This is a genomic window from Micromonospora chalcea (genome assembly GCF_002926165.1).
Lineage (GTDB): Bacteria > Actinomycetota > Actinomycetes > Mycobacteriales > Micromonosporaceae > Micromonospora > Micromonospora chalcea.
On the sequence record NZ_MAGP01000115.1, the window covers coordinates 29596 to 48416 of the forward strand.

Sequence of the window (18821 nt, forward strand, 5' to 3'; positions counted from 1 at the left end):
CGGCGTGAGGACGCGTGTGCCTACGCTGCGTCAGGCGGCGGTGGCGGCGAGGCTCCGCGCGTCGGTCCGTGCCTCGGCCGTGCCCGGCTCACCGGCGGCACCGGGCCGGCTGGCGCCCGGCTGTCCGGCGTCAGGCCGCGAGCCGGACTGCGGCGAGCCGGCGGACTGCCGGGGCGCGGCGGACTGCCGGGGCGCCCGGGCGGCGCTCAGCCCCGCCTGCGCGTTGTTCCACGCGCCGCAGGGCCAGGCGGCCCCGGCGCAGCTCGGGCTCGCGCAGACACGTTCGGCGTCGGGCTGGTGCGCGTCTGCCACCGCGGCGGCCAGGTCCCACAGCAGCGGATCGGTCACCTCCGCGGGGCGGTCGGTGACGCGGTCTGTGCTGGCTTCGGACATGATTCGGTCCCCCTGTCGTGAACAGCCCCCACCTGTTTCCGGAAACCGCCCCGGCCAAACCTGCGCCCGCCAGGTCGCGGGCATAGGCTGGCCGTCGTGGCGAGGTACTACGACCTGCATCCGGACAACCCCCAGCCCCGCGTGATCCGGCAGGTGGTGGACCTGCTGCGCGCCGACGGGGTGATCGCGTACCCGACGGACTCCTGCTACGCGCTCGGCTGCCGGATCGGCAACCGCGACGGCGTGGAACGCATCCGCGAGATCCGGCGGCTCGACGACCGGCACCCGTTCACGCTCGTGTGCGCCGACTTCGCCCAGCTCGGCCAGTTCGTCAAGCTCAGCAACGCGGTCTTCCGCCAGGTCAAGTCCGTCATCCCGGGCAGCTACACGTTCCTGCTGCCGGCCACCGCCGAGGTGCCCCGGCGGTTGCAGGACCCGCGCCGGCGGGTGGTCGGGGCGCGCGTGCCGAGCCACACGGTGACCCAGGCGCTGCTGGCCGAACTGGGTGAGCCGCTGCTGTCCAGCACGCTGCTGCTGCCCGGCGAGGACGAGCCGATGACCCAGGGCTGGGAGATCAAGGAACGGCTCGACCACCTGATCGACGCCGTGGTCGACGCCGGTGACTGCGGGCTCGAGCCGACCACCGTGGTCGACCTGTCCGGCGAGGAGCCGGAGATCCTGCGTCGCGGCGCCGGAGACCCGGCCCGCTTCGAGTAACGATCACCGATTCCGCCCCGTCCGGGCGCCGTCGTGGGGCACGGTAGGGACCCGGGGGAACGGTGACGGGGGTACGGCGTGGAAGCACTCCTGCTGATCACGGTGCTCGGCGCGACAGTGCTCGTCGGGACCACGATCGGCGGTCGCTACAGCGTCGCGCCGCCCGTGCTGCTGATCGCCATGGGCGCGCTGATCGGCCTGCTGCCGCCGTTCGACAACCTGATCCTCGAGCCCGAGGTCGTGCTGGTGCTGTTCCTCCCGGCCATCCTCTACCGGGAGAGTCTGGTCATCAGCCTGCGCGAGATCCGCGCCAACCTGGTGGTGATCATCGGCCTCGCCGTCGTGCTGGTGATCATCACGATGGCCGCTGTCGCGTTCACCGCGCAGGCTCTCGGCGTGGCGGCGTCCGCCGCCTGGGTGCTCGGCGCGGTCCTGGCCCCCACCGACGCCGCCGCCGTGGCCGGCCTGGCCAAACGGATGCCGCGCGGCATCCTCACCACGCTGCGCGCGGAGAGCCTGGTCAACGACGGTACGGCGCTCGTGCTCTTCGCCGTGGCGGCCGGCGTGATCGCGGGCGGGACGGTGCCCGGGCCGCTGCTGCTCACCGGCGAGTTCATCGGCAAGTCGGCCGGCGGCGTGGCCGCGGGACTGCTCGTCGGCGCGGTCGTGGTGCTGATCCGCAAGCACGTCGACGATCCGATGCGCGAGGGCGGGTTGAGCATCCTCACCCCGTTCGTGGCGTTCCTGCTCGCCGACGCGGTGCACGCCAGCGGCGTGCTCGCGGTGGTGGTGTCCGGACTGTTGCTGTCCTACGCCGCGCCCCGGGTGATCCGGGCCCGCTCCCGGGTCACCGCGTTCGCGTTCTGGGACCTCTCCACCTTCATGATCAACGGCGGCCTGTTCGTGCTGCTCGGCACGCAGGTGCCGCGTTCACTGCGCAGCATCACCAGCCACTCGCCGGCCGCGTCGCTCGGCATCGCGGTGCTCGTCGCACTGGTGGTGGTGATGATCCGGCTGCTCTGGGTGCACCTGTCGGTGTCGGCGCTGCAACGGGCGGACCGGCGGGAGTCGAGCCGGGCGCGGCACTTCGACTTCCGCATGCGTACCGCGGTGGGCTGGGCCGGGTTCCGCGGCGCCGTCTCGCTCGCGGCGGCGCTGGCCGTGCCGGTCACCATGCACGACGGAAGCACGGTACGCGAACGCGACCTGATCATCTTCGTCACCGTGGTGGTGATCGTGCTGATCATGCTGGTGCAGGGCACCACGCTGCCCGCCGTCGTGAGCTGGGCCGGCCTGACCGGCGACCGGGAACGCGACGACGAGGTGCGCTGGGCCCGGATCCGGGCCACCGAGGCAGCCCTGGAGGCGCTGCCCCGGGCCGCCAGCGACGTGGGCGCCACCCAGGACACGGTGGACCGGCTGCGGGCCGACTACGAGGACCACCTGGCCGCCGCGCGCGACCCCGGCGGCGAGGAGGCGGAGGGGGAGCGGGAGATGGCCCGCCGGCTGCGGTTGCGGGTGCTCGACCACAAGCGGCAGGAGATCACCCGGCTGCGCAACACCAGGCAGATCGACGACGTGGTGCTCCGGCAGCTCCAGGCGGCCATCGACATCGAGGAGATCCGCCTGCTCGGGCCGGAGACGGAGGAGTGAACCGGCCGCCACCCGGAAAGGGCGGCGGTCGGCGTGGCTCAGCGCGCGTCGACAGCGACGACCGTGTACGGGGTGGTCGGAGTCGGCGGGGTGGTGAACCGGCCGTTCGGCAGGTAGAGCCGGCCGAGCGCGGCGGCCACCGTGGTCGGCACGTCGAAGCCCGGGTCGGTGATGACGCCTCGGGCGACGCCGGCCGTGCCGGCGCGGTTCAGGTCGACCACGGCGACCTGGTTGAGGAAATTCTGCACCACGTACAGCCTGCGGCCGAGCAGCAGCAGGCCGTCACCGTTGAGGAACGTGGCGCCCGGCACGTCGACGGCGGTGGTGACGCCGGTGGCCGGGTCCACCCGGAACAGCGTGCCGGTGTTCGACTGCACGACGATCAGCGCGCGCCCGTCGGGCGTGGGCGCGATGCCGTTGAGGTTGACGCCGGTGCCGCGATCTGCTGGAAGTCACCGGTGAGCGGCAGCGTGGTGAAACCGCCGGCGGGCGGCAGCGTGCCGCCGTGTCCGAGCGGCAGGCGGTAGAGCACCGGCCGGTTCGAGTCGGTGAACCAGGCGGCGTCGCGGGTGAGCGTCACGTCGTTGACGAACGTCGGCGCCTCGGCGAACCGGTAGCTCGCGAGCACGGCGCCGGTGCGGGTGTCGACGACCCGGGCGTCCCCGGCGGTGCCGCCGGCGACGAAGAGCCGGCCCCGCGCGTCGACCTTCAGGCCGAGCGACGGAGTGCCGGTGGCGGGGCTGACCTGCTTGCCCGCCCCGGTGATCAGGTCGGCGCGGTAGATCTCACCGGTGGCCCGCGACCCGAACCAGGCGTAGCGGCCGGCGGCGGCGACGCCCTCCGGCTGGAAGCCGTCCGGCAGCGCGATCACGCTCGGGCGGCGGTCGTGGGCGGCGGCGGGGGCCGGGGCGGCGGTGGTGACGAGGGTGGCGGCCAGGGCGACGCCGAGGACGGTCCTGATGCGTCGGTTCACTGTGGTCCTTCCGGACGAAACGGTGGAACAGGACCTGCCCCACTGTACGGTCGCCGGCCGGCGACCGCCGGGGACGCGACCCGGCACGGTGCTCCCGTGCCGGGTCACGCCGACTGTCAGCCGGCCGCGCAGGCCGGCGTGCCGGAGGGCGCCGTGCCGGTGCCCTGGAATCCGAACTCGGTGGTGCCACCGGCACCGACCTGGCGGTTGTAGTCCACGTTGCGGAACGTCACCGCGCCGGTGGTGCCGCTGGCCTGCGCGCTCCAGGTGTTCGTGACCGCCGAGCCCGACGGCACGGTGAGCGACACGGTCCACCCGTTGAGCCCGCTGGAACCCGCGGTGATCCGTACGTTGGTGACGAAGCCGCCCGGCCACTGGTTGGTGGTGATCGTGGCGGTGCAGGCGCCGGTCGGCGGCGGAGTCGTCGTCGGCGGCTCACTGGTCGGCGGCGTGCTGGTCGGCGGCGTCGAGGTGGGCGGGGTGCTGGTCGGCGGCGCGGTGGTGGGCGGCGGGGTGCCGCCCTCGTTGAGCGCGTTCAGCACGGCGGTGTACGCCTGCTTCTTGTTGCCGCTGCCGTCGAACAGCAGCGGGGTGCCGCTGGCCCGCCACGAGTCGGTGTCGCGGATGCCCCACACGGTGATGCCGTTGCAGCGCGCCACGGCCAGGCAGTCCCGGGTCACGTTGCCGTACGAGGTGGCCTGGCTGCTGCCGGAGCCCTCGATGTCCAGCTCGGTGATCTGCACGTCGACGCCGAGCGCGGCGAAGTTCTGCAGCGTGGTGCGGTAGTTGCTCGGGTACGGCGACCCGCTGTTGAAGTGCGACTGGAGGCCGACGCAGTCGATCGGCACGCCCCGGGACTTGAAGTCCCGCACCATGTTGTAGACGCCCTGGGTCTTGGCCCAGCTCCAGTTGTCGATGTTGTAGTCGTTGTAGCAGAGCTTGGCGCCCGGGTCGGCGGCGCGCGCGGCACGGAACGCGGCCTCGATCCAGTCGTTGCCGGTCTGCTGGAGGTTCGAGTTGCGGCGGGCGCCGCTGTTGCCGTCGTCGAACGCCTCGTTCACCACGTCCCAGGAGTGGATCTTGCCCCGGTAGTGGGTGGCGACCTGGGTGACGTGGTTGATCATCGCGTCGCGCAACGCGCTGCCGGACAGGCTTCCCGTCCACCCGGGCTGCTGCTGGTGCCAGAGCAGCGCGTGGCCGCGCACCCGCATGCCGTTGGCCTGGGCGTGCGCGACGAGCCGGTCGCCGTTGGTGAAGTTGAACTGGTTCCGGGACGGCTCGGTGGCGTCCCATTTCATCTCGTTCTCGGCGGTGACCATGTTGAACTCGCGGTTCAGGATGCCGACGTACGTGCTGTCGGACAACTTGTTCACCGCCACCGCCGTGCCGAAGTACCGGCCCTGCTCCGCCGCCGACGCGCCGAGCGTCGTGCCGGCGCTGGCGCTGGTCGCCACCGCTATCGTGGCGGCGACCATCGCGGCCCCCGCCACCATCGCGACCACAGCGGTCCGCGGGCGTGACCGGGCTGCCGCGCTCCCGCTGCCGCGGGCGAGCACCTTGTCCATCTGAACGCCTCTCTAGCCTGTCAATGGGATCGGCTCGCCTCGGCCACCGCCCGCCACGATGTCGGCTCCGCGCGGTCGCCCGGTGGCCGCGCCAGCTCGGGGAGCGACTCCCCGGCACATCGTGAGTGGATCGAAGCGAATCTCTGCCCGAAGCCTACCGGAAGCGTTCCGAAAACTTAATCACCTCGATGCGTCGACATCGGGGCACGCGGTGGCGGGTGGAGGGCGGGAATCCGAGGGCGGGCGCGGGGGGACGGGCGCGCGCACCGCCCGCCGCGACTCCGGAAGTTTCGGGAATCGCCGGTTCTGCCGGTTGAGTGGATCGCGCCCGCGGGCTGATGCTGTGCCAATCGACCGTAGACGATGGAGGAGGTCCCGGAGGATGCGCCGACCCGCGCTCGTCGTACTCGTCCTCGCCGTCCTGCTGACCGGCGCTCCGGCGGTCGCCCGGGCCGGCGTCGCCACTCCACCGGCCGGGCCCGCCGCGCTCGCCGGGATCCGCACGCCCGGCACCGCCTGGGAGCACGACCCGGCCACCGGCCGGCTCACGGTCACCGCCGACGACACGGTACGCGGCAGCGAGCTGGCCGCGCTGCGCCGGACCGCGGCCCGGGCCGGCGCGGTGCTGCGCCACGAACCCGGGCGGCTGCGTACGCTCATCGCCGGCGGTCAGGCGATCTACGGCGGCGGCGGGCGCTGTTCACTGGGCGCGAACGTGCGCAGCGGCGCCACCTGGTACTTCGTCACCGCCGGACACTGCACGCGCCTCGCCGCCACCTGGTACGCCGACAGCGCCCGCACGACGGTGCTGGGCAGCCGGACCGGCAGCAGCTTCCCCGGCAACGACTACGGCGTGGTCCGCTACACCGGAACCGCCGCCCACCCGAGCGCGATCCACACCTACCCGGGGCAGGTCACCGTAACCGCCGCCGGCAGCGCGTACGTCGGGCAGGCGGTCTGCCGCAGCGGCGCCACCACCGGCGTGCGGTGCGGCACCGTCACCGGGCTGAACGCCACAGTCAACTACGCCGAGGGCAGCGTCACCGGGCTCATCCGCACGAACATCTGCGCCGAGCCGGGCGACAGCGGCGGACCGCTCTACGTGGCCGCCACCGGCACCGTCCTCGGCGTCCTCTCCGGCGGCAGTGGCACCTGCGCGAGCGGCGGCACCAGCTACTACCAGCCGATCCTGGAGATCCTCGCCGCGTACGGCCTGACCATCCCCTGACCGGCCGCGCGGGCGGCCCGTCGTGCCGCCCGCGCCGGACCGGTCACCCGGTCAGGCGTCGCCCGGCACGGCCATCTCGCCCAGGCGCGACCAGTCCTGCTGCGGCACCGTCACGTTGACGATCCGGGGCGTCTCGGCCAGGTGTGGCGGCAGCGTGCGCTGGGCTTCGCGGAAGTGCTCCGACTGCACGTGCGCCGCGCCCGCCTCGTCGTCGCGGAACGCCTCGACCAGCACGTACTCGGTCGGGTCGTCCAGGCTGCGGGACCAGTCGAACCACAGGCAGCCGGGCTCGGCCCGGGTCGCGGCGGTGAAGTCGGCGGCGATCCGCGGCCAGTTGTCGGCGTCTTCGGGGCGGACCCGGAACTTGGCGGTAATGAAGATCATGGGATCAGGCTACCCAGGGCCGCCGGTGACCCGCGCCCGATCAGCTCTTGGCCGCCGGGCCGAGCAGTTCGGCCGCCCGCCGGTCGGCGAACGCGGTGACCGCCTGCTGCCCGGCGCCGAACACGATGGCCAGGCCCAGCAGCGCGGCGGTGCTGCTCACACTGGTCTCCACCAGGCCGCCGATGACCAGCATGATGCCGACCACCGCCACCAGCGGGCCGACCGGCGGCTTGAGCAGCCCCTGCTGGAACGGCAGCTTGTAGGGCAGCCCGCCGGACCGGGACGTGATCATCGACGGCAGCGCGCTGAGGAACGCGCCGAGCGCCCCGGCGATCAGCACGAAGAACAGCAGCCGCCAGGCCGGTACGCCACCGGCGTCGGTCGGCGCCTCCAGCAGCCGGACGTCGTGGCTGAGCCACTGCACCAGCACCACGAGGATCTCCGCCACCAGCGCGAACACCGACAGCCCCAGCATCCGGTTGCGCAGCCGCCGCGCCGACTCGTGGAACTCGTCGGACGCGGAGTGAAAGCGCAGCAGCAGCGCCTGCACCCGGGCGCGCAGCAACTCCACGGGCACCCCGCCGGTCGCGGTGTCGAGGTCGCTGAGCACCTTGTCGTCGGCCGGCAGCACCTGCGCCGCCGCGCTGCGGTACGCCGGCAGCAGCCCAGCCAGCTCGTCCGGGCTGCGCAACCCCACCATGGCCCGCTCCACCGAGTGGATGGTCTGCCACGCGTACTCCAGGTTGCCGCCGCGCAACCACTCGACCACGCCGCTGCGTCCGAGCACCACCTCCACCCGGGACAGCTGCGCGCGCAGCGCCTCGGCCCGATCGGGGTCGCGCGCGGACAGCACCGCGAGCTGCTGGTACAGGTCGTCGAGTTTGGTCCGTACGCGGACCTGCCACACCGCGCCGGGAACCGGCGCGGCGGGCCGGGACGGCCCGCCCTCCGGCGTGTTCCGGGGCTCGGGTATGGCCTCCGGCTGGGTCTCCTGCTCGATCATCGTGCCCCACCTCTTTCCCCCACGCCGCCCGGACCTGCTACCAGTATTCGCAGGTCAGAGCCATAATGGCTAGAGCACACCGGACAGTCGACCCGGCTCGCGGAGGCGGCGGATCCGGCCCGACGGACGAGGCCGGAGCGCTCGGGCGGTCGGTAGCCTGAGCCGGTGACCGTCTACGCCCTCGCGCAGCTCACCATCCACGACCGGGCGCGCTACGACAGGTATGCCGCCGCCTTCCCGCCGGTGCTGGCCCGCTACGGCGGTCGGCTGCTCGCCGCCGACACCAGCCCGCGCGTGGTCGAGGGGGAGTGGCCGCACCAGAAGGCGGTGCTGTTGTCGTTCGACAGCCGGGAGGACTTCGAGCGCTGGTCCACCTCGCCGGAGTACCGGGAGATCTCCCGAGACCGGGAGGCGGCCACCGAGGGCGTGGTCCTGCTGCTCGACGGGATCGGTCACGCCTGGCCGGCCTGACGACCGGTCAGAGCCGGTGGCGTACCCACACGTTGGGCTCCACGTACGCGGCGTGGTCGTGGTCGACGTCGACGAGCACCGGCGTCAACGCACCAGGCACCCGCACCGGCCCGGAGGTGTCGAACGGCAGCCCGGTCCAGCGCCGCCAGTCCGCGAGCGTCCCGGTCACCGTCATCGACCGGGGCGCGACCCGCTCGATCACCCCGCCCGCCCGCACGTGCACCCGCAGCCACGGATCCTCCGGCAGGCCGTCGGGGCGGCGCCGGGCCGCGTACTCGGTCATCGGCACGTCCGGGGCGGCGGCCTTGCCGTTCGGGCGCACCGGCGCCACCAGCGTGTCGAACCCGGCGCGGGCCACCGCGGCGCGCATGGCGTCTAGCATCAGCCCGGACACCCCGCCGCCGCGCCGGTCCGGGCGCACGCAGATCTCCAGCGCGGACACCAGGTTGGGGGTGGACCCGGTGAGCCGGCCGAGCGTGGCCCGCTGGATCACCCGGTCCCAGCCGCCGTCGGGCAGCTCGTCCTCCGTCCAGCGCAACGGCGCCGCGTAGCCCCGGGCGACGGCCCGGCCCGGCTCGGCCGGGTCGACGGCGGCGAAGACGAACTCGGGGTACGTCTCGTGCGCGACGCCGTAGTAGAGCGCGCCCATCGGATCCCAGAGCATGAACGGCGGCCAGGCGCCGTCGAAGTCGGTGTCGAGCAGCGGCGCCAGGTCGGGCCGCTGCGCCAGGGTCACGATCTCCAGAGTCACGCCGGGCAGGTTAGGGCCGCGCGGCCCGGACCGCACGCCGATTACCGCCGCGCCGCTGGTTAGGCTGCCGGCATGGCAGATCCGTTCCGGGTGCGCGTCACCGTGCGCGGCTACGAACTCGACACGCAGGGGCACCTCAACCAGGCGGTCTACCTCCAGTACGCCGAGCACGCCCGTTGGGAGTGCCTGCGCGCCTCCGGCATCGGCCAGGACCGGCTGATCGCCGGCGGCGTCGGGCCGGTCGCGCTGGAGGTGACCGTGCGTTACCTGCGGGAGCTGCGCGGCGGCGACGAGGTCGACGTGACCTGCGAGTTCCACTGGGGCGAGGGCAAGACGTTCCGGATCGGCCAGGAGTTCACCCGCGCGGACGGCACCCCGGTCGCCTCGGTGTCCGGCGTCGGCGGCCTGCTCGACCTCGCCGAACGGCGGCTGGTGCCCGACCCGCGCGAGCGGTTCCGGGCGCTGGCCACCGACCCCGCGCCGATGAGCCTGTAGCGCCCGGTCAGCCCGCCGCGCGCAGGTGGGCGAGCACTGCCAGCACCCGCCGGTTGGTGTCCTCGTCCGGCGGCAGGCCGAGCTTGGCCAGGATGTTGCCCACGTGCTTGCCGATCGCCGCCTCGGTCACGTGCAGCCGCGCCGCGATCGCGCTGTTGGAGTGGCCCTCGGCGACCAGGCCCAGCACCTCCCGCTCACGGGGGGACAGCGCGCCGAGCGGGTCGCGCGGGCGGCGCAGCAGGTGCCGCACCACGTCCGGGTCGACGGCGGTGCCGCCGGCCGCCACCCGGCGCAGCGTCGCGGCGAACTCCTCGACGTCCGCCACCCGGTCCTTGAGCAGGTAGCCGACCCGGTTGCCGTCGCCGCTGTCGAGCAGCGCGGCGGCGTACCCGCTCTGCACGTGCTGGCTGAGCACCACCACGGCGAGGTCCGGGCGTTCGGCGCGCAGCGCGACCGCCGCCCGCAGGCCGTCGTCGCGGTGCTGCGGCGGCATCCGGATGTCGGTCACCAGCAGGTCGGGCCGGTGGGTGCGGACCGCGTCGAGCAGGTCCGGGGCGGAGCCGACGGCGGCGTCCACAGCGAAACCGAACCGGGTCAGCAGGCCCACCAGACCCTCCCGGAGCAGCACCTCGTCCTCGGCCAGGACGACCCGGATCACGGACGGCACGGCAGCTCCACCCGCACGAGGGTAGGCCCACCGGGCGGGCTGGACAGCAGCAGCCGCCCGTCCACCGCCGCCACCCGGTCCGCGAGCCCGGTCAGGCCGGTGCCGCGCGCCGGGTCGGCGCCGCCCCGGCCGTCGTCGCGCACCTCCACCACCAGCAGTCGTTCGTCGCGGATCAGGCGCACCTGCGCCCGGGTCGCCCCGGAGTGCCGGGCCACGTTGCCGAGCGTCTCCGAGACCACGTACCAGGCGGTGGTCTGCACCAGGTCCGGCACCGGGCGGGTCAGGTCGGCGTGCACGGTGACCGGGACGACCGACCGGGCGGCCAGATCACCGACGGCGGCGGCCAGGCCGAGTTCGGTGAGCTGCTGCGGGCGGATGCCCTGGACGATCCCGCGCAACGTCACCATCAGCTCCTTGGCCTGCTCGTGCGCCGCCGCGAGCGGCTTCGCCGCCGGGGAGTCGTCCGGCACGTCGAGGCGGGCCAGCCCGAGCTGAAGGGTGAGGCTGGTCAGGCGCGGCTGCACGCCGTCGTGCACGTCCCGCTCGACGCGGCGGCGCTCGGCCTCGTAGGCGCTCACCAGGCGGGCCCGGGACCGGGTCACCTCGCGCAGCGCCGTCCCGCCGGGCGCGTCGTCGAGCAGCAGGCGGGCCACCGCCGCCTGGGCCGCGACGAGCAGCCCGGCCAGGTAGACCAGCGCGGGGACCGCCAGCAGACCGGCGACCGCGTACGGCACCGCCTCGGCGGGGGAGTCGACAGTGGCCCAGATCAGCACGATGCGGTCCTCGCCGCCGGCCAGCCACGGACCGGCCACCAGCGCCACGTCCAGCAGCACGAGCAGACCGAACATCCCGTACACCAGCGGCACCGCCACACCCAGCACCGCCAGGTACGCGCCCTCCCGCCATCCGGCCGCGGTGGTGAAGCGGGCGACGAGTCCCCGCCACCTCGGTGCGGTCACCGGGCGGTCGTCGACCAGGCCGAGACGCCACCGCTCGACCGCCGCCACCGGCGCGCCGGCCAGCGGGGCGAACGCCACCACCGTCAGCGCCAGCACGGCCAGCACCGCCAGCGCCGTGGCGTCGACCGGGCGGCCCCGCCGCAGCGCGCCGGCCACCAGCAGCAGCGGCGCGGCGACCAGCACCGCGCCGAGCGCCGCCGCGCCGGCCAGGGGCAGGGTCGTGACGGCGTACGCCAGGGCCCGCCACGGCCACGCGGACAGCAGGTAGCGGCGGCGGCGCAACGCTGCCGCCAGCCCGTGATCAACGGTCATGCCGTGACGCTAGCCAGACCCCGCCGCCCTTCCCAGCCATCCAGGCCCCATCCGCGGGTAGGTCTGGCCCTACCTCGAACCGGCCCGCCACGCCCCGTGCGCCGGGGCGCCCCGAGACGGTGCACTCGTCGGGTGAGAAACCGTCTCGCGGGCGCCTGCTGGCTGCTCGCTGCCGTGTCGTTCCTGGCCGCCAACGTCCTCGTCGGCCTGGCCTGGGACCAGCCCCGGTTCAGCTGGGCCGAGCACAACATCAGCGACCTCGGCAACGTGACCTGCGGCGTGTGGGACACCAGCCGGCCGCGTCCGGTCTGCTCACCGTGGCACGCGGGCATGAACGCCGTGTTCCGTCGCCGCCGGGCTGCCGCTCGCGGTCGGCGCGCTGCTCGCGCGCCGGGCGCTGCGCCCGGGCCGCGCCGCGACCGTCACCGTGGCGTCGGCAGTGGCCGCCGGGTCCGGGTACGTGCTGGCCGGTCTCTACCCGGCCGACGTGGACGAGAACCTGCACGTGCTCGGCGCGCTGCTGGTCTTCGCGCTCGGCAACGCGGCGCTGCTGGCCGCCGCGCTCGGCCGGTCGCCGCTGCTGCGTGAGCTGCGGACCGTCAGCGCGGTCCTGGGTCTGCTCGGGCTGGCCGGCACCGTGCTGTTCCTGGCCCGGGTGGACGCCGGCATCGGCGTGGGCGGCATGGAGCGTGTCGCCGTGTTCCCGCTGTTCGTCTGGGTGACGACGGCCGGGCTGCGGCTGCTCGGGTTCCGTCGGTCCCGGCCCCTATCCTGACCGGATGGAGCTGGCGTTCAGCGGCGAGGTGTGGTTCTGGCGCGGCCCGGCGCCGTACCACTTCGTCACGGTGCCCGACGAGCAGAGCGCGGCGATCGAGGCCGCCTCGGCGTCGGTCACGTACGGCTGGGGCATGATCCCGGTGACGGTCCGCATCGGCGGCACCGACTGGCGGACGTCGCTGTGGCCCAAGGACGGCCGGTACGTGGTGCCGCTGCGGGTCGCGGCGCGCCGGGCCGAGGGCATCGAGCTGGGTGACCGGGTCGACGTGCGGCTGACGGTGGACGTGTGAACGGGCCCGAGCTGGCCGAGGCGGTCCGGCTGCTCGCCGCCGCGCGGCGGCCGGTGGTGTTCACCGGTGCCGGCATGTCGGCGGAGAGCGGCGTGCCGACGTTCCGGGACGCCCAGACCGGGCTGTGGCAACGCTACGACCCGCAGGAGCTGGCGACCCCGGCCGCGTTCCGCGCCGACCCGGCGCTGGTCTGGGGCTGGTACGAGACACGCCGGCGCGGGGTGCTCCGGGCGCTACCGAATCCGGGGCACCGGGCGGTGGCGGCGATCGCGGCCCGGCGGCCGGAGACCGTGGTGATCACGCAGAACGTCGACGACCTGCACGAGCGCGGCGGCGTGCCCGCCCCGGTACGCCTGCACGGCAGCCTGTTCGCGCCCCGCTGCTCGGCCTGCGCCCGGCCCGCGCCGCTGCCGTCGGACCTGCCGCCGTCCGCCGATCCGCCGGAGCCGCACGACGGGGCGGAACCGCACGGCGGGGCGGAACCGCATGCGCCGGAGGCGCACGACGGACCGCTGGACCCGCCCGCGTGCGCCGACTGCGGCGCGCCGGTGCGGCCCGGGGTGGTGTGGTTCGGCGAGGCGCTGCCGTCGGCCGCGCTCGACGCGGCGGTCGAGGCGGCCTCCGGTTGCGACCTGCTGCTGACGGTGGGCACCTCCGCGCTCGTGCACCCGGCCGCCGAGATCCCGCTCGTGGCGGCCCGTCTCGGCGCGCCGGTGGTGCAGGTGAACCCGGTACCGACGCCGCTGGACGCGATCTGCGCGGTGAACCTGCGCGGCCCGGCCGGCGAGGTGCTGCCCGCGCTGGTCCGCGCCGCCTGGCCGGACGACGCGGTCGGCTGAACTGACCGCAGGCCGAGCCCGGCGTGATCCCGGGAATCGCCCGATCGCCCGCCCTGCGCCGCCTACCGTCGGCGCAGGAGGTGGACCGGCGGAGGGCGGCGGGCGTGGGACGCGAACGGGTGCGACGACGGCCGCGCGCGCCCCGGCCGGGGCCGGACGAGCGCCGGGTCACGCCCTTCGAGATCTTCTTCGATCTGGTCTTCGTCTTCGCGCTCACCCGGATCATGGCGCTGATCGAGCCGCACCCGACCCCGGCCGGGATGGCCAAGGGCCTGCTCCTGCTCGTGCTGCTCTGGGTGGCGTGGCTGTCGTACACCTGGTTGGGCAACCACACGCCCGCCGACGTCGGGGTGGTGCGCGGCGGGTTCCTGGTCGCGATGGCCGCGTTGTTCCTGGCCGCGCTCGCCATGCCGCAGGCGTGGACGCCGGGCCCGGGGCTGGACGGTCCGTTGATCGTCGTGCTGGCCTACGTGGTGCTGCGCGCGGTGCACCTGACGCTGTTCCACTGGGCCGCGGCGGGTGACCCGGAACTGCGCGCCGGGATCCGGTTCTTCGCGTGCGTCAACGCCGTCGGCTGGGTGCCGCTGCTGCTCGGCGCGCTGCTGGACGGTGCCGCGCACGCGGCGCTGTGGGTGCTGGGCTTCGCCGTCGAGGTGGCCGGGCAGCGGCTGTCGTACGCCCGCCGGGGCGCCTGGCCGCTGCGCAGCCCGACGCACTTCGCCGAGCGGTACGGCCTGGTGCTGATCATCTCGCTGGGGAGTCGGTGGTGGCCGCGGGAGTGGGCGCGGCCTCGGCGGTCACCGAGCCGTCGGTCCTCGCCGTGGCGCTCGTCGGTTTCGTGGTGACCGTCTGCCTCTGGTGGCTCTACTTCCGCAGCACGTCCCCGGAGGCGGCCCGGGCGCTCGCCGCCGCACCGGCGGCGCGGCGGGACCGGATGGCCGCGGACGCCTACAGCCAGACCCATCTGCTGCTCGTCGCCGGCGTCATCTACCTGGCGCTCGGCATCGAGCAGGTGCTGGAGCACATCGCCGACCCGGAGGCCGGGCCCCGGCTGAACCGCTCGGCCGCGGTGGCGCTGTTCGGTGGCGCGGCCGTCTACCTGGCCGGACGGCTGCTGTTCCGGCGGCTGACCGGTCAGCCGGTGGGAGCGGCCCGGCTGGCCGTCGCCGGTGCGGCGTTGCCGCTGGCCGCGCTCGGGACGGCGCTGCCGCCGCCGCTGGCGCTGGCGGCGCTGGCCGGGCTGTTGCTGGTCGCGATCGCCGTCGATCGGCGCGGTGAGCCGTCCGCCGCCGGGCGGTCGGCGAATCAGCCGGTAGGCCGGGTCGCCGGGGGCGGAGGGTGAGCCTCACGCGTCGCGCGGCGCCCGCTTCGGGAAGACGGTGTACGCGACCGGCCAGAACACCAGCCAGCCCGCCATCACCACGGTGAGCCGGCCGGCCCACGCCCACAGTTCGGCGGTGCGCTCGCCGTCGCCGACCAGGGCGATGCCGCCGAGCAGCACGGCGCAGGCGACCGCCCAGCCGATCATGCCCTTGCCCCACTCGCGCCACTCGTGCCGGGCCCGCGCCATCCCGTACTTCGGGGCCCGGCGCGGGGGAGGGCCGCCGGCGAACCGGTGCGCGAACCGCTCGTCGGCCCAGCGCACCATGCTGTGCCCGAACGCCACCGAGAACCCGAGGTACGCGGCGGCGAGGCCGTGGGCGAACGTGGCTGTCGCGCCCCGGCGCAGGTCGATCATCGTGGCGGCCAGCAGCACGAGATCGACGACGGGCACGGCGATCAGCAGCGCCGCGCCGAGGCGGGGCCGGCGCAGCGGGTACCGGGCGATCAGCCCGGCGAGCAGCACCACCCAGAACGCCACCTCGCATCCGACGATCACTGCCACGAGCATGCGGCCTCCTTTTTTAGTACGCTGTGCGATAACCGTAGCAGCGTTCGTCGACCAGGTTCCGGAGGGCCCGTGCCCAAGATCGTCGACCACGACGCGCGCCGTGCCGAGCTGGCGCGGGCGATGTGGCGGGTCGTCTACCGCGACGGCGTCGGCGCCGCCACCGTGCGCAGCATCGCGGCCGAGGCGGGCTGGTCACCGAGCGCGCTGCGGCACTACTTCGCGACCCAGACCGAACTGCTGGTGTTCGCCATGGAGCACGTGCAGGCCGAGGCGGCCGAGCGGATCGCCGCCGACGACCGGACCGGCAGCCCCCGCGAGGTCGCCCAGCGGGTGCTGGAACACCTGCTGCCGCTGGACCGGCAGCGCGTCCGCGAGGCCGAGGTGTGGCTGCTGCTCGCCGCGCGCGCCCAGACCGACCCGGCCGCGCGAGCCCGGATGGCCGAGGCGGACGACGGCATCCGCCGCGCCGCCGAGTTCGCCGTCTGCCTCCTCACCGGGGAACCGGCCCCCGACCCGGACGTCGCCGCCGGGCTGCACGCCCTGCTCGACGGGCTCGCGCTGCACGCGCTGCTGCACCCCGAGCGGATGCCACCCGCGCGCGCCCGGGCGCTGCTCGGCGCGCACCTGGACACGCTCGCCGCGTCCTGACCGCCCTGGCCGCGTCCTGAGCGACTCAGTCGCCCGGACGCCGGCCCATCGCCGCGCCCAGCTCGGCGCGGCTGGCGATGCCCAGCTTGCGGTAGACCCGGGCCAGGTTCGCCTCGACCGTCTTCGGGCTGATGTAGAGCGCGTCGGCGATGAGCCGGTTCGTCTGCCCCCGGGCGGCGAGCCGGGCGACCCGCTCCTCCGTCGCGGTGAGGGCCGTCGGGGCCGGGGTGCGGGCGCCGATGCGGCCCAGCTCCGCCCGTGCCCGGTCGGCGAACGCGGACGCGCCGAGCGCGTCGAACTCGGCCACCGCCGCGTCGAGCGCCGCCCGCGCCTCCCGCCGCCGCCGCACCCGCCGGTACGCCCGCCCGGCCGCGAGCAGGCAGCGGGCCCGGTCCAGCGGCAGCACCGCCTCCGGCACCGTGGCCCGGGCCTGCGTCAGCGCGTCCAGCGCCTCGCCCGGGTCCGCGCCCGTCGCGCCGGCCAGCAGCACCCGGCTGCGGGCCAGCCCGAGCGTCGTCCACGGCCGCGGCAGCCGCGCGTGCCGCCGGGCCAGCCGGTCCAGCGCCGCGTGCGCAGTGTCCAGGTCACCGGCGCCCACGCACGCCTCGATCCAGTCCGGCTCGAACCGCTGCCCCAGCGGCTCGACGATGCCCGAACCGTCCAGGTCGGCCGCGAGCGAGCCGTACGCCGCCGCGGCCGTGACCCACTCGCCCGAGGCGAGCGCCACCAGCCCGGTGAGCTGGTGGTGCAGCCGGCGGCTCCACGCGTCGCCGAGGTCGTCGTCGCGACGTAGCCCGGCGGCGGTGGCACCCGCCCGCGCCAGCCGGCCCCGGTGCGCGTCGAGCATGCCGGCCAGCCAGCTCTCGCCCACCAGGCCGGTGCCGAGCTGCTCACCCAGGTCACGGGCGTCGGCGATGTGTGTACCGGCCTCGGCGAACCGCCCGGCGAGCAGTTCCGTCTCGCCGAGGTGGGTGAGCGCCTCGTGCCGCAGCGGGTCGTCCCCGCGCGCCACCGCCCGGTCCAGCATCAGGTGCAGCCGGGCCCGGGCCCGGTCGTGGTCGTCCACGGCCTTCCACCAGATCGCCGGCACCGAGCCGGCCAGGTAGGACGGTTCGCCGGCCTCCAACGCCAGCGCCCGGTCGAGCAGGCCGGTCGGCGCCTCGCCACCGGCGCGTACCTCGTGGAAGAAAAACAGCAGCAGCGCGGCGGTGAACAGCGGGCGGTGGTCGTCGCGGTCGGAGAGCCGGGCGATCGCCGCCCGCGCGTGCGCCCGCGCGGCCTCCGGCTGGTCGTGGAACATCGTCAGGTGCGTGTGGATCCGCCCGGCCAGGTCCCCGCCGTCGCCGGCCGCGGCGAGCGCCTGCTCGGCCACGCGCACGGCGGTGACCAGGTCGTCGGCGCACCAGGCGACGAGGGCGCGCAACAGCAGCGCCTCACCCCGCTCGGCGCCGGTCAGCTCCTCGGCCGCGGCCTCGGCGGCCCGGCCGGCCGCCGCGTAGTCCCCGCTGTCGATGCGGCACTGCACCGCGTCGAGGCGACGCCGGTTGCGGTCGGCGGTGGCGGCCTGCGGGGTCAGCTCGGCCGCCCGGGCGTACCAGTCGGCGGCGAGCGCGGGCGCGCCGCGTATGCGCTGCCGGGCCGCGGCGGCGGCCAGGTCGGCGGCGACGTCCGCGTCCGGCGCGACAGCGCACCGGGCCAGTTGCCGGGCCCGCTCGTCGGGGTCGGCGACCGCGCGGGCGAGCACCGCGTGCAGGCGCCTCCGGGCTCCCGGCGGGATGCTCTCCCGGACCGCCGCGGCGTACCGGGGGTGGGCGAAGCTGATCCGGCTCGGCGTGACCACGACCAGCCCGGCGTCCTCCGCCGCGTCCAGCGCGCCGGGCGGCATGCCCGCCGCCGTCAGGTCCCGCATGTCCGGCACGGTCAGCAGCGCGGCCAGCCGGACCGCCTCCCGGCTCGGGCCGGGCAGCGCCCGCAGCGTCTCGGCGAGCAGCCGGCGCAGCGACGACGGTACGGGCAGGTCCTCGTCGTGCGCGGGTGGGCGGGGCAGCCGCAGCACCGCCCGGGCCAGTTCGACGGCGAGCAGCGGGTTGCCGTCGGCGTCGCGTGCCAGCCGCTCGACCAGCGGGCGGCTGAGCGTGCCGCCGAGGCGGGCCTGAAGGATGCGGTGCAGGTCGGGCGCGGGCAGCGGCGGTACGTCGGCGCGCAGCAGCGGGTGCCGGCCGGTCGGGTCGTCGTCCAGCCCGAGCGGCACCGGCGTCGCCGGGGTCTCGCCGGTGCGGTGGGTGGCCAGGACTGCGGGCCACCGGGACAGCCGGCGCAGCGCGAACCGCAGCGCCCGGGCGCTCGGCAGGTCCAGCCACTGCGGGTCGTCGACGGCGAGCAGGAGCCGGGGCGCGTCCGTGACCGCCGCGTCGAGCAGGGTGCGGGTGGCGGCGCCCACGGCCCGTTCGTCGACCGCCGCGCCGTCGTGCTCGCCGGTCAGGAGCACCATGTCGGCCGCCGCGCGTTGCGGCGCCGGCAGCCCCGGTAGCGCGTCGGCCAGCGGGCGCAGCACGTCCGCCAGCGCCGCGTACGGCAAGGCGCTCTCGGCCTCGGTGGGCGCGGCGGACAGCACCCGCCAGCCGGTGCGCCGGGCGTGGTCGAGCACTGCTCGCCACAGCGTCGTCTTGCCGATGCCGCTGGGACCGTCGAGGAGCACCGGAGTGCCCGCCGCCAGGGCGCGCCACACCCGCTCGACGACCGCGTCGCGGCCGACCAGTGCGGCGTCCATGGCGGGATGGTGGCACAGCCGCGCCCCCGAACCCA

Annotated in this window: 20 protein-coding genes and 1 pseudogene; 10 read left to right on the forward strand and 11 right to left on the reverse strand. The window is 75.2% G+C overall.

All coding sequences use genetic code 11. The features are described 5' to 3' along the window. Positions 1 to 30: 30 nt before the first annotated feature. Positions 31 to 393 (reverse strand): hypothetical protein, encoded by a 363-nt coding sequence (locus BAW75_RS16545; protein ID WP_104114152.1) that lies wholly within the window; start codon positions 391 to 393, stop codon positions 31 to 33. 96 nt (positions 394 to 489) lie between these two features. On the opposite strand from BAW75_RS16545, the gene BAW75_RS16550 reads away from it, so the two are divergent. Together BAW75_RS16550 and BAW75_RS16555 are read left to right on the forward strand one after the other, a co-directional pair. Then, complete coding sequence (locus BAW75_RS16550) at positions 490 to 1110, forward strand: L-threonylcarbamoyladenylate synthase (RefSeq protein ID WP_064445853.1); 621 nt, start codon at positions 490 to 492, stop codon at positions 1108 to 1110. Between the two features lie 78 nt (positions 1111 to 1188). Beyond that, positions 1189 to 2763, forward strand: coding sequence for a Na+/H+ antiporter (locus BAW75_RS16555; protein WP_244206145.1), 1575 nt, complete (start codon positions 1189 to 1191; stop codon positions 2761 to 2763). Positions 2764 to 2801: 38 nt separating this feature from the next. Here BAW75_RS16555 and BAW75_RS32935 read toward each other — a convergent pair whose 3' ends face one another. From BAW75_RS32935 to BAW75_RS16565, 3 genes are all read right to left on the reverse strand, one after another. Then, complete coding sequence (locus BAW75_RS32935) at positions 2802 to 3140, reverse strand: hypothetical protein (protein WP_244206146.1); 339 nt, start codon at positions 3138 to 3140, stop codon at positions 2802 to 2804. Between the two features lie 5 nt (positions 3141 to 3145). After that, a complete protein-coding gene (locus BAW75_RS32940) occupies positions 3146 to 3736 on the reverse strand; it encodes an NHL repeat-containing protein (RefSeq protein ID WP_244206147.1) in 591 nt (196 codons plus the stop codon). A 116-nt stretch (positions 3737 to 3852) separates the two neighbouring features. Further along, on the reverse strand, positions 3853 to 5301 hold the full coding sequence (locus tag BAW75_RS16565; protein ID WP_043323818.1) for a glycoside hydrolase family 10 protein: 1449 nt from the start codon (positions 5299 to 5301) through the stop codon (positions 3853 to 3855). Positions 5302 to 5683: 382 nt separating this feature from the next. Between BAW75_RS16565 and BAW75_RS16570 the strand changes: the two genes are divergently transcribed. After that, entirely contained in the window at positions 5684 to 6529 is an 846-nt protein-coding gene (locus tag BAW75_RS16570; protein WP_104114153.1) for a S1 family peptidase, read from the forward strand. Between the two features lie 51 nt (positions 6530 to 6580). Here BAW75_RS16570 and BAW75_RS16575 read toward each other — a convergent pair whose 3' ends face one another. Next, a complete protein-coding gene (locus BAW75_RS16575) occupies positions 6581 to 6913 on the reverse strand; it encodes a putative quinol monooxygenase (protein WP_043323822.1) in 333 nt (110 codons plus the stop codon). Between the two features lie 40 nt (positions 6914 to 6953). Further along, the gene (locus tag BAW75_RS16580; protein ID WP_104114154.1) at positions 6954 to 7916 is read right to left on the reverse strand and encodes a hypothetical protein; all 963 of its coding nucleotides are present in this window, start codon (positions 7914 to 7916) and stop codon (positions 6954 to 6956) included. 165 nt (positions 7917 to 8081) lie between these two features. Here BAW75_RS16580 and BAW75_RS16585 point away from each other — a divergent pair, with 165 nt between their 5' ends. Continuing rightward, on the forward strand, positions 8082 to 8387 hold the full coding sequence (locus BAW75_RS16585; RefSeq protein WP_030500037.1) for a DUF1330 domain-containing protein: 306 nt from the start codon (positions 8082 to 8084) through the stop codon (positions 8385 to 8387). 7 nt (positions 8388 to 8394) lie between these two features. Here the strand turns inward: BAW75_RS16585 and BAW75_RS16590 are convergent, their stop codons facing one another. Then, positions 8395 to 9138, reverse strand: a complete 744-nt coding sequence (locus BAW75_RS16590; protein ID WP_244206148.1) for an N-acetyltransferase — start codon at positions 9136 to 9138, stop codon at positions 8395 to 8397. Positions 9139 to 9210: 72 nt separating this feature from the next. Here BAW75_RS16590 and BAW75_RS16595 point away from each other — a divergent pair, with 72 nt between their 5' ends. Continuing rightward, positions 9211 to 9633, forward strand: coding sequence for an acyl-CoA thioesterase (locus tag BAW75_RS16595; RefSeq protein ID WP_043323829.1), 423 nt, complete (start codon positions 9211 to 9213; stop codon positions 9631 to 9633). Between the two features lie 7 nt (positions 9634 to 9640). Here the strand turns inward: BAW75_RS16595 and BAW75_RS16600 are convergent, their stop codons facing one another. Both BAW75_RS16600 and BAW75_RS16605 read right to left on the reverse strand, forming a co-directional pair. After that, on the reverse strand, positions 9641 to 10300 hold the full coding sequence (locus BAW75_RS16600; protein ID WP_043323831.1) for a response regulator transcription factor: 660 nt from the start codon (positions 10298 to 10300) through the stop codon (positions 9641 to 9643). Next, on the reverse strand, positions 10288 to 11571 hold the full coding sequence (locus BAW75_RS16605) for a sensor histidine kinase (RefSeq protein ID WP_104114156.1): 1284 nt from the start codon (positions 11569 to 11571) through the stop codon (positions 10288 to 10290). Before BAW75_RS16605 ends, BAW75_RS16600 begins: the two co-directional genes overlap by 13 nt. 397 nt (positions 11572 to 11968) lie before the next feature. On the opposite strand from BAW75_RS16605, the gene BAW75_RS32945 reads away from it, so the two are divergent. The 4 genes and pseudogenes from BAW75_RS32945 to BAW75_RS16625 all read left to right on the forward strand — a co-directional run bounded on the left by BAW75_RS32945 (position 11969) and on the right by BAW75_RS16625 (position 14819). Next, complete coding sequence (locus BAW75_RS32945; protein WP_244206153.1) at positions 11969 to 12346, forward strand: DUF998 domain-containing protein; 378 nt, start codon at positions 11969 to 11971, stop codon at positions 12344 to 12346. A 4-nt stretch (positions 12347 to 12350) separates the two neighbouring features. Further along, a complete protein-coding gene (locus BAW75_RS16615; RefSeq protein ID WP_069088624.1) occupies positions 12351 to 12638 on the forward strand; it encodes a DUF1905 domain-containing protein in 288 nt (95 codons plus the stop codon). Further along, positions 12635 to 13477, forward strand: coding sequence for an SIR2 family NAD-dependent protein deacylase (locus BAW75_RS16620; protein WP_104114157.1), 843 nt, complete (start codon positions 12635 to 12637; stop codon positions 13475 to 13477). The genes BAW75_RS16615 and BAW75_RS16620 overlap by 4 nt, the downstream gene beginning before the upstream one ends. Positions 13478 to 13701: 224 nt before the next feature. Beyond that, positions 13702 to 14819 (forward strand): annotated as a pseudogene (locus BAW75_RS16625) (low temperature requirement protein A). 3 nt (positions 14820 to 14822) lie between these two features. Here the strand turns inward: BAW75_RS16625 and BAW75_RS16630 are convergent. Continuing rightward, a complete protein-coding gene (locus BAW75_RS16630; protein WP_064445864.1) occupies positions 14823 to 15368 on the reverse strand; it encodes a hypothetical protein in 546 nt (181 codons plus the stop codon). Positions 15369 to 15437: 69 nt separating this feature from the next. Here BAW75_RS16630 and BAW75_RS16635 point away from each other — a divergent pair, with 69 nt between their 5' ends. Beyond that, on the forward strand, positions 15438 to 16016 hold the full coding sequence (locus BAW75_RS16635; protein WP_104114158.1) for a TetR/AcrR family transcriptional regulator: 579 nt from the start codon (positions 15438 to 15440) through the stop codon (positions 16014 to 16016). A gap of 25 nt (positions 16017 to 16041) precedes the next feature. On the opposite strand, the gene BAW75_RS16640 is transcribed toward BAW75_RS16635, so the two are convergent. Then, a complete protein-coding gene (locus BAW75_RS16640) occupies positions 16042 to 18786 on the reverse strand; it encodes an ATP-binding protein (RefSeq protein WP_104114159.1) in 2745 nt (914 codons plus the stop codon). Positions 18787 to 18821 lie beyond the last annotated feature (35 nt).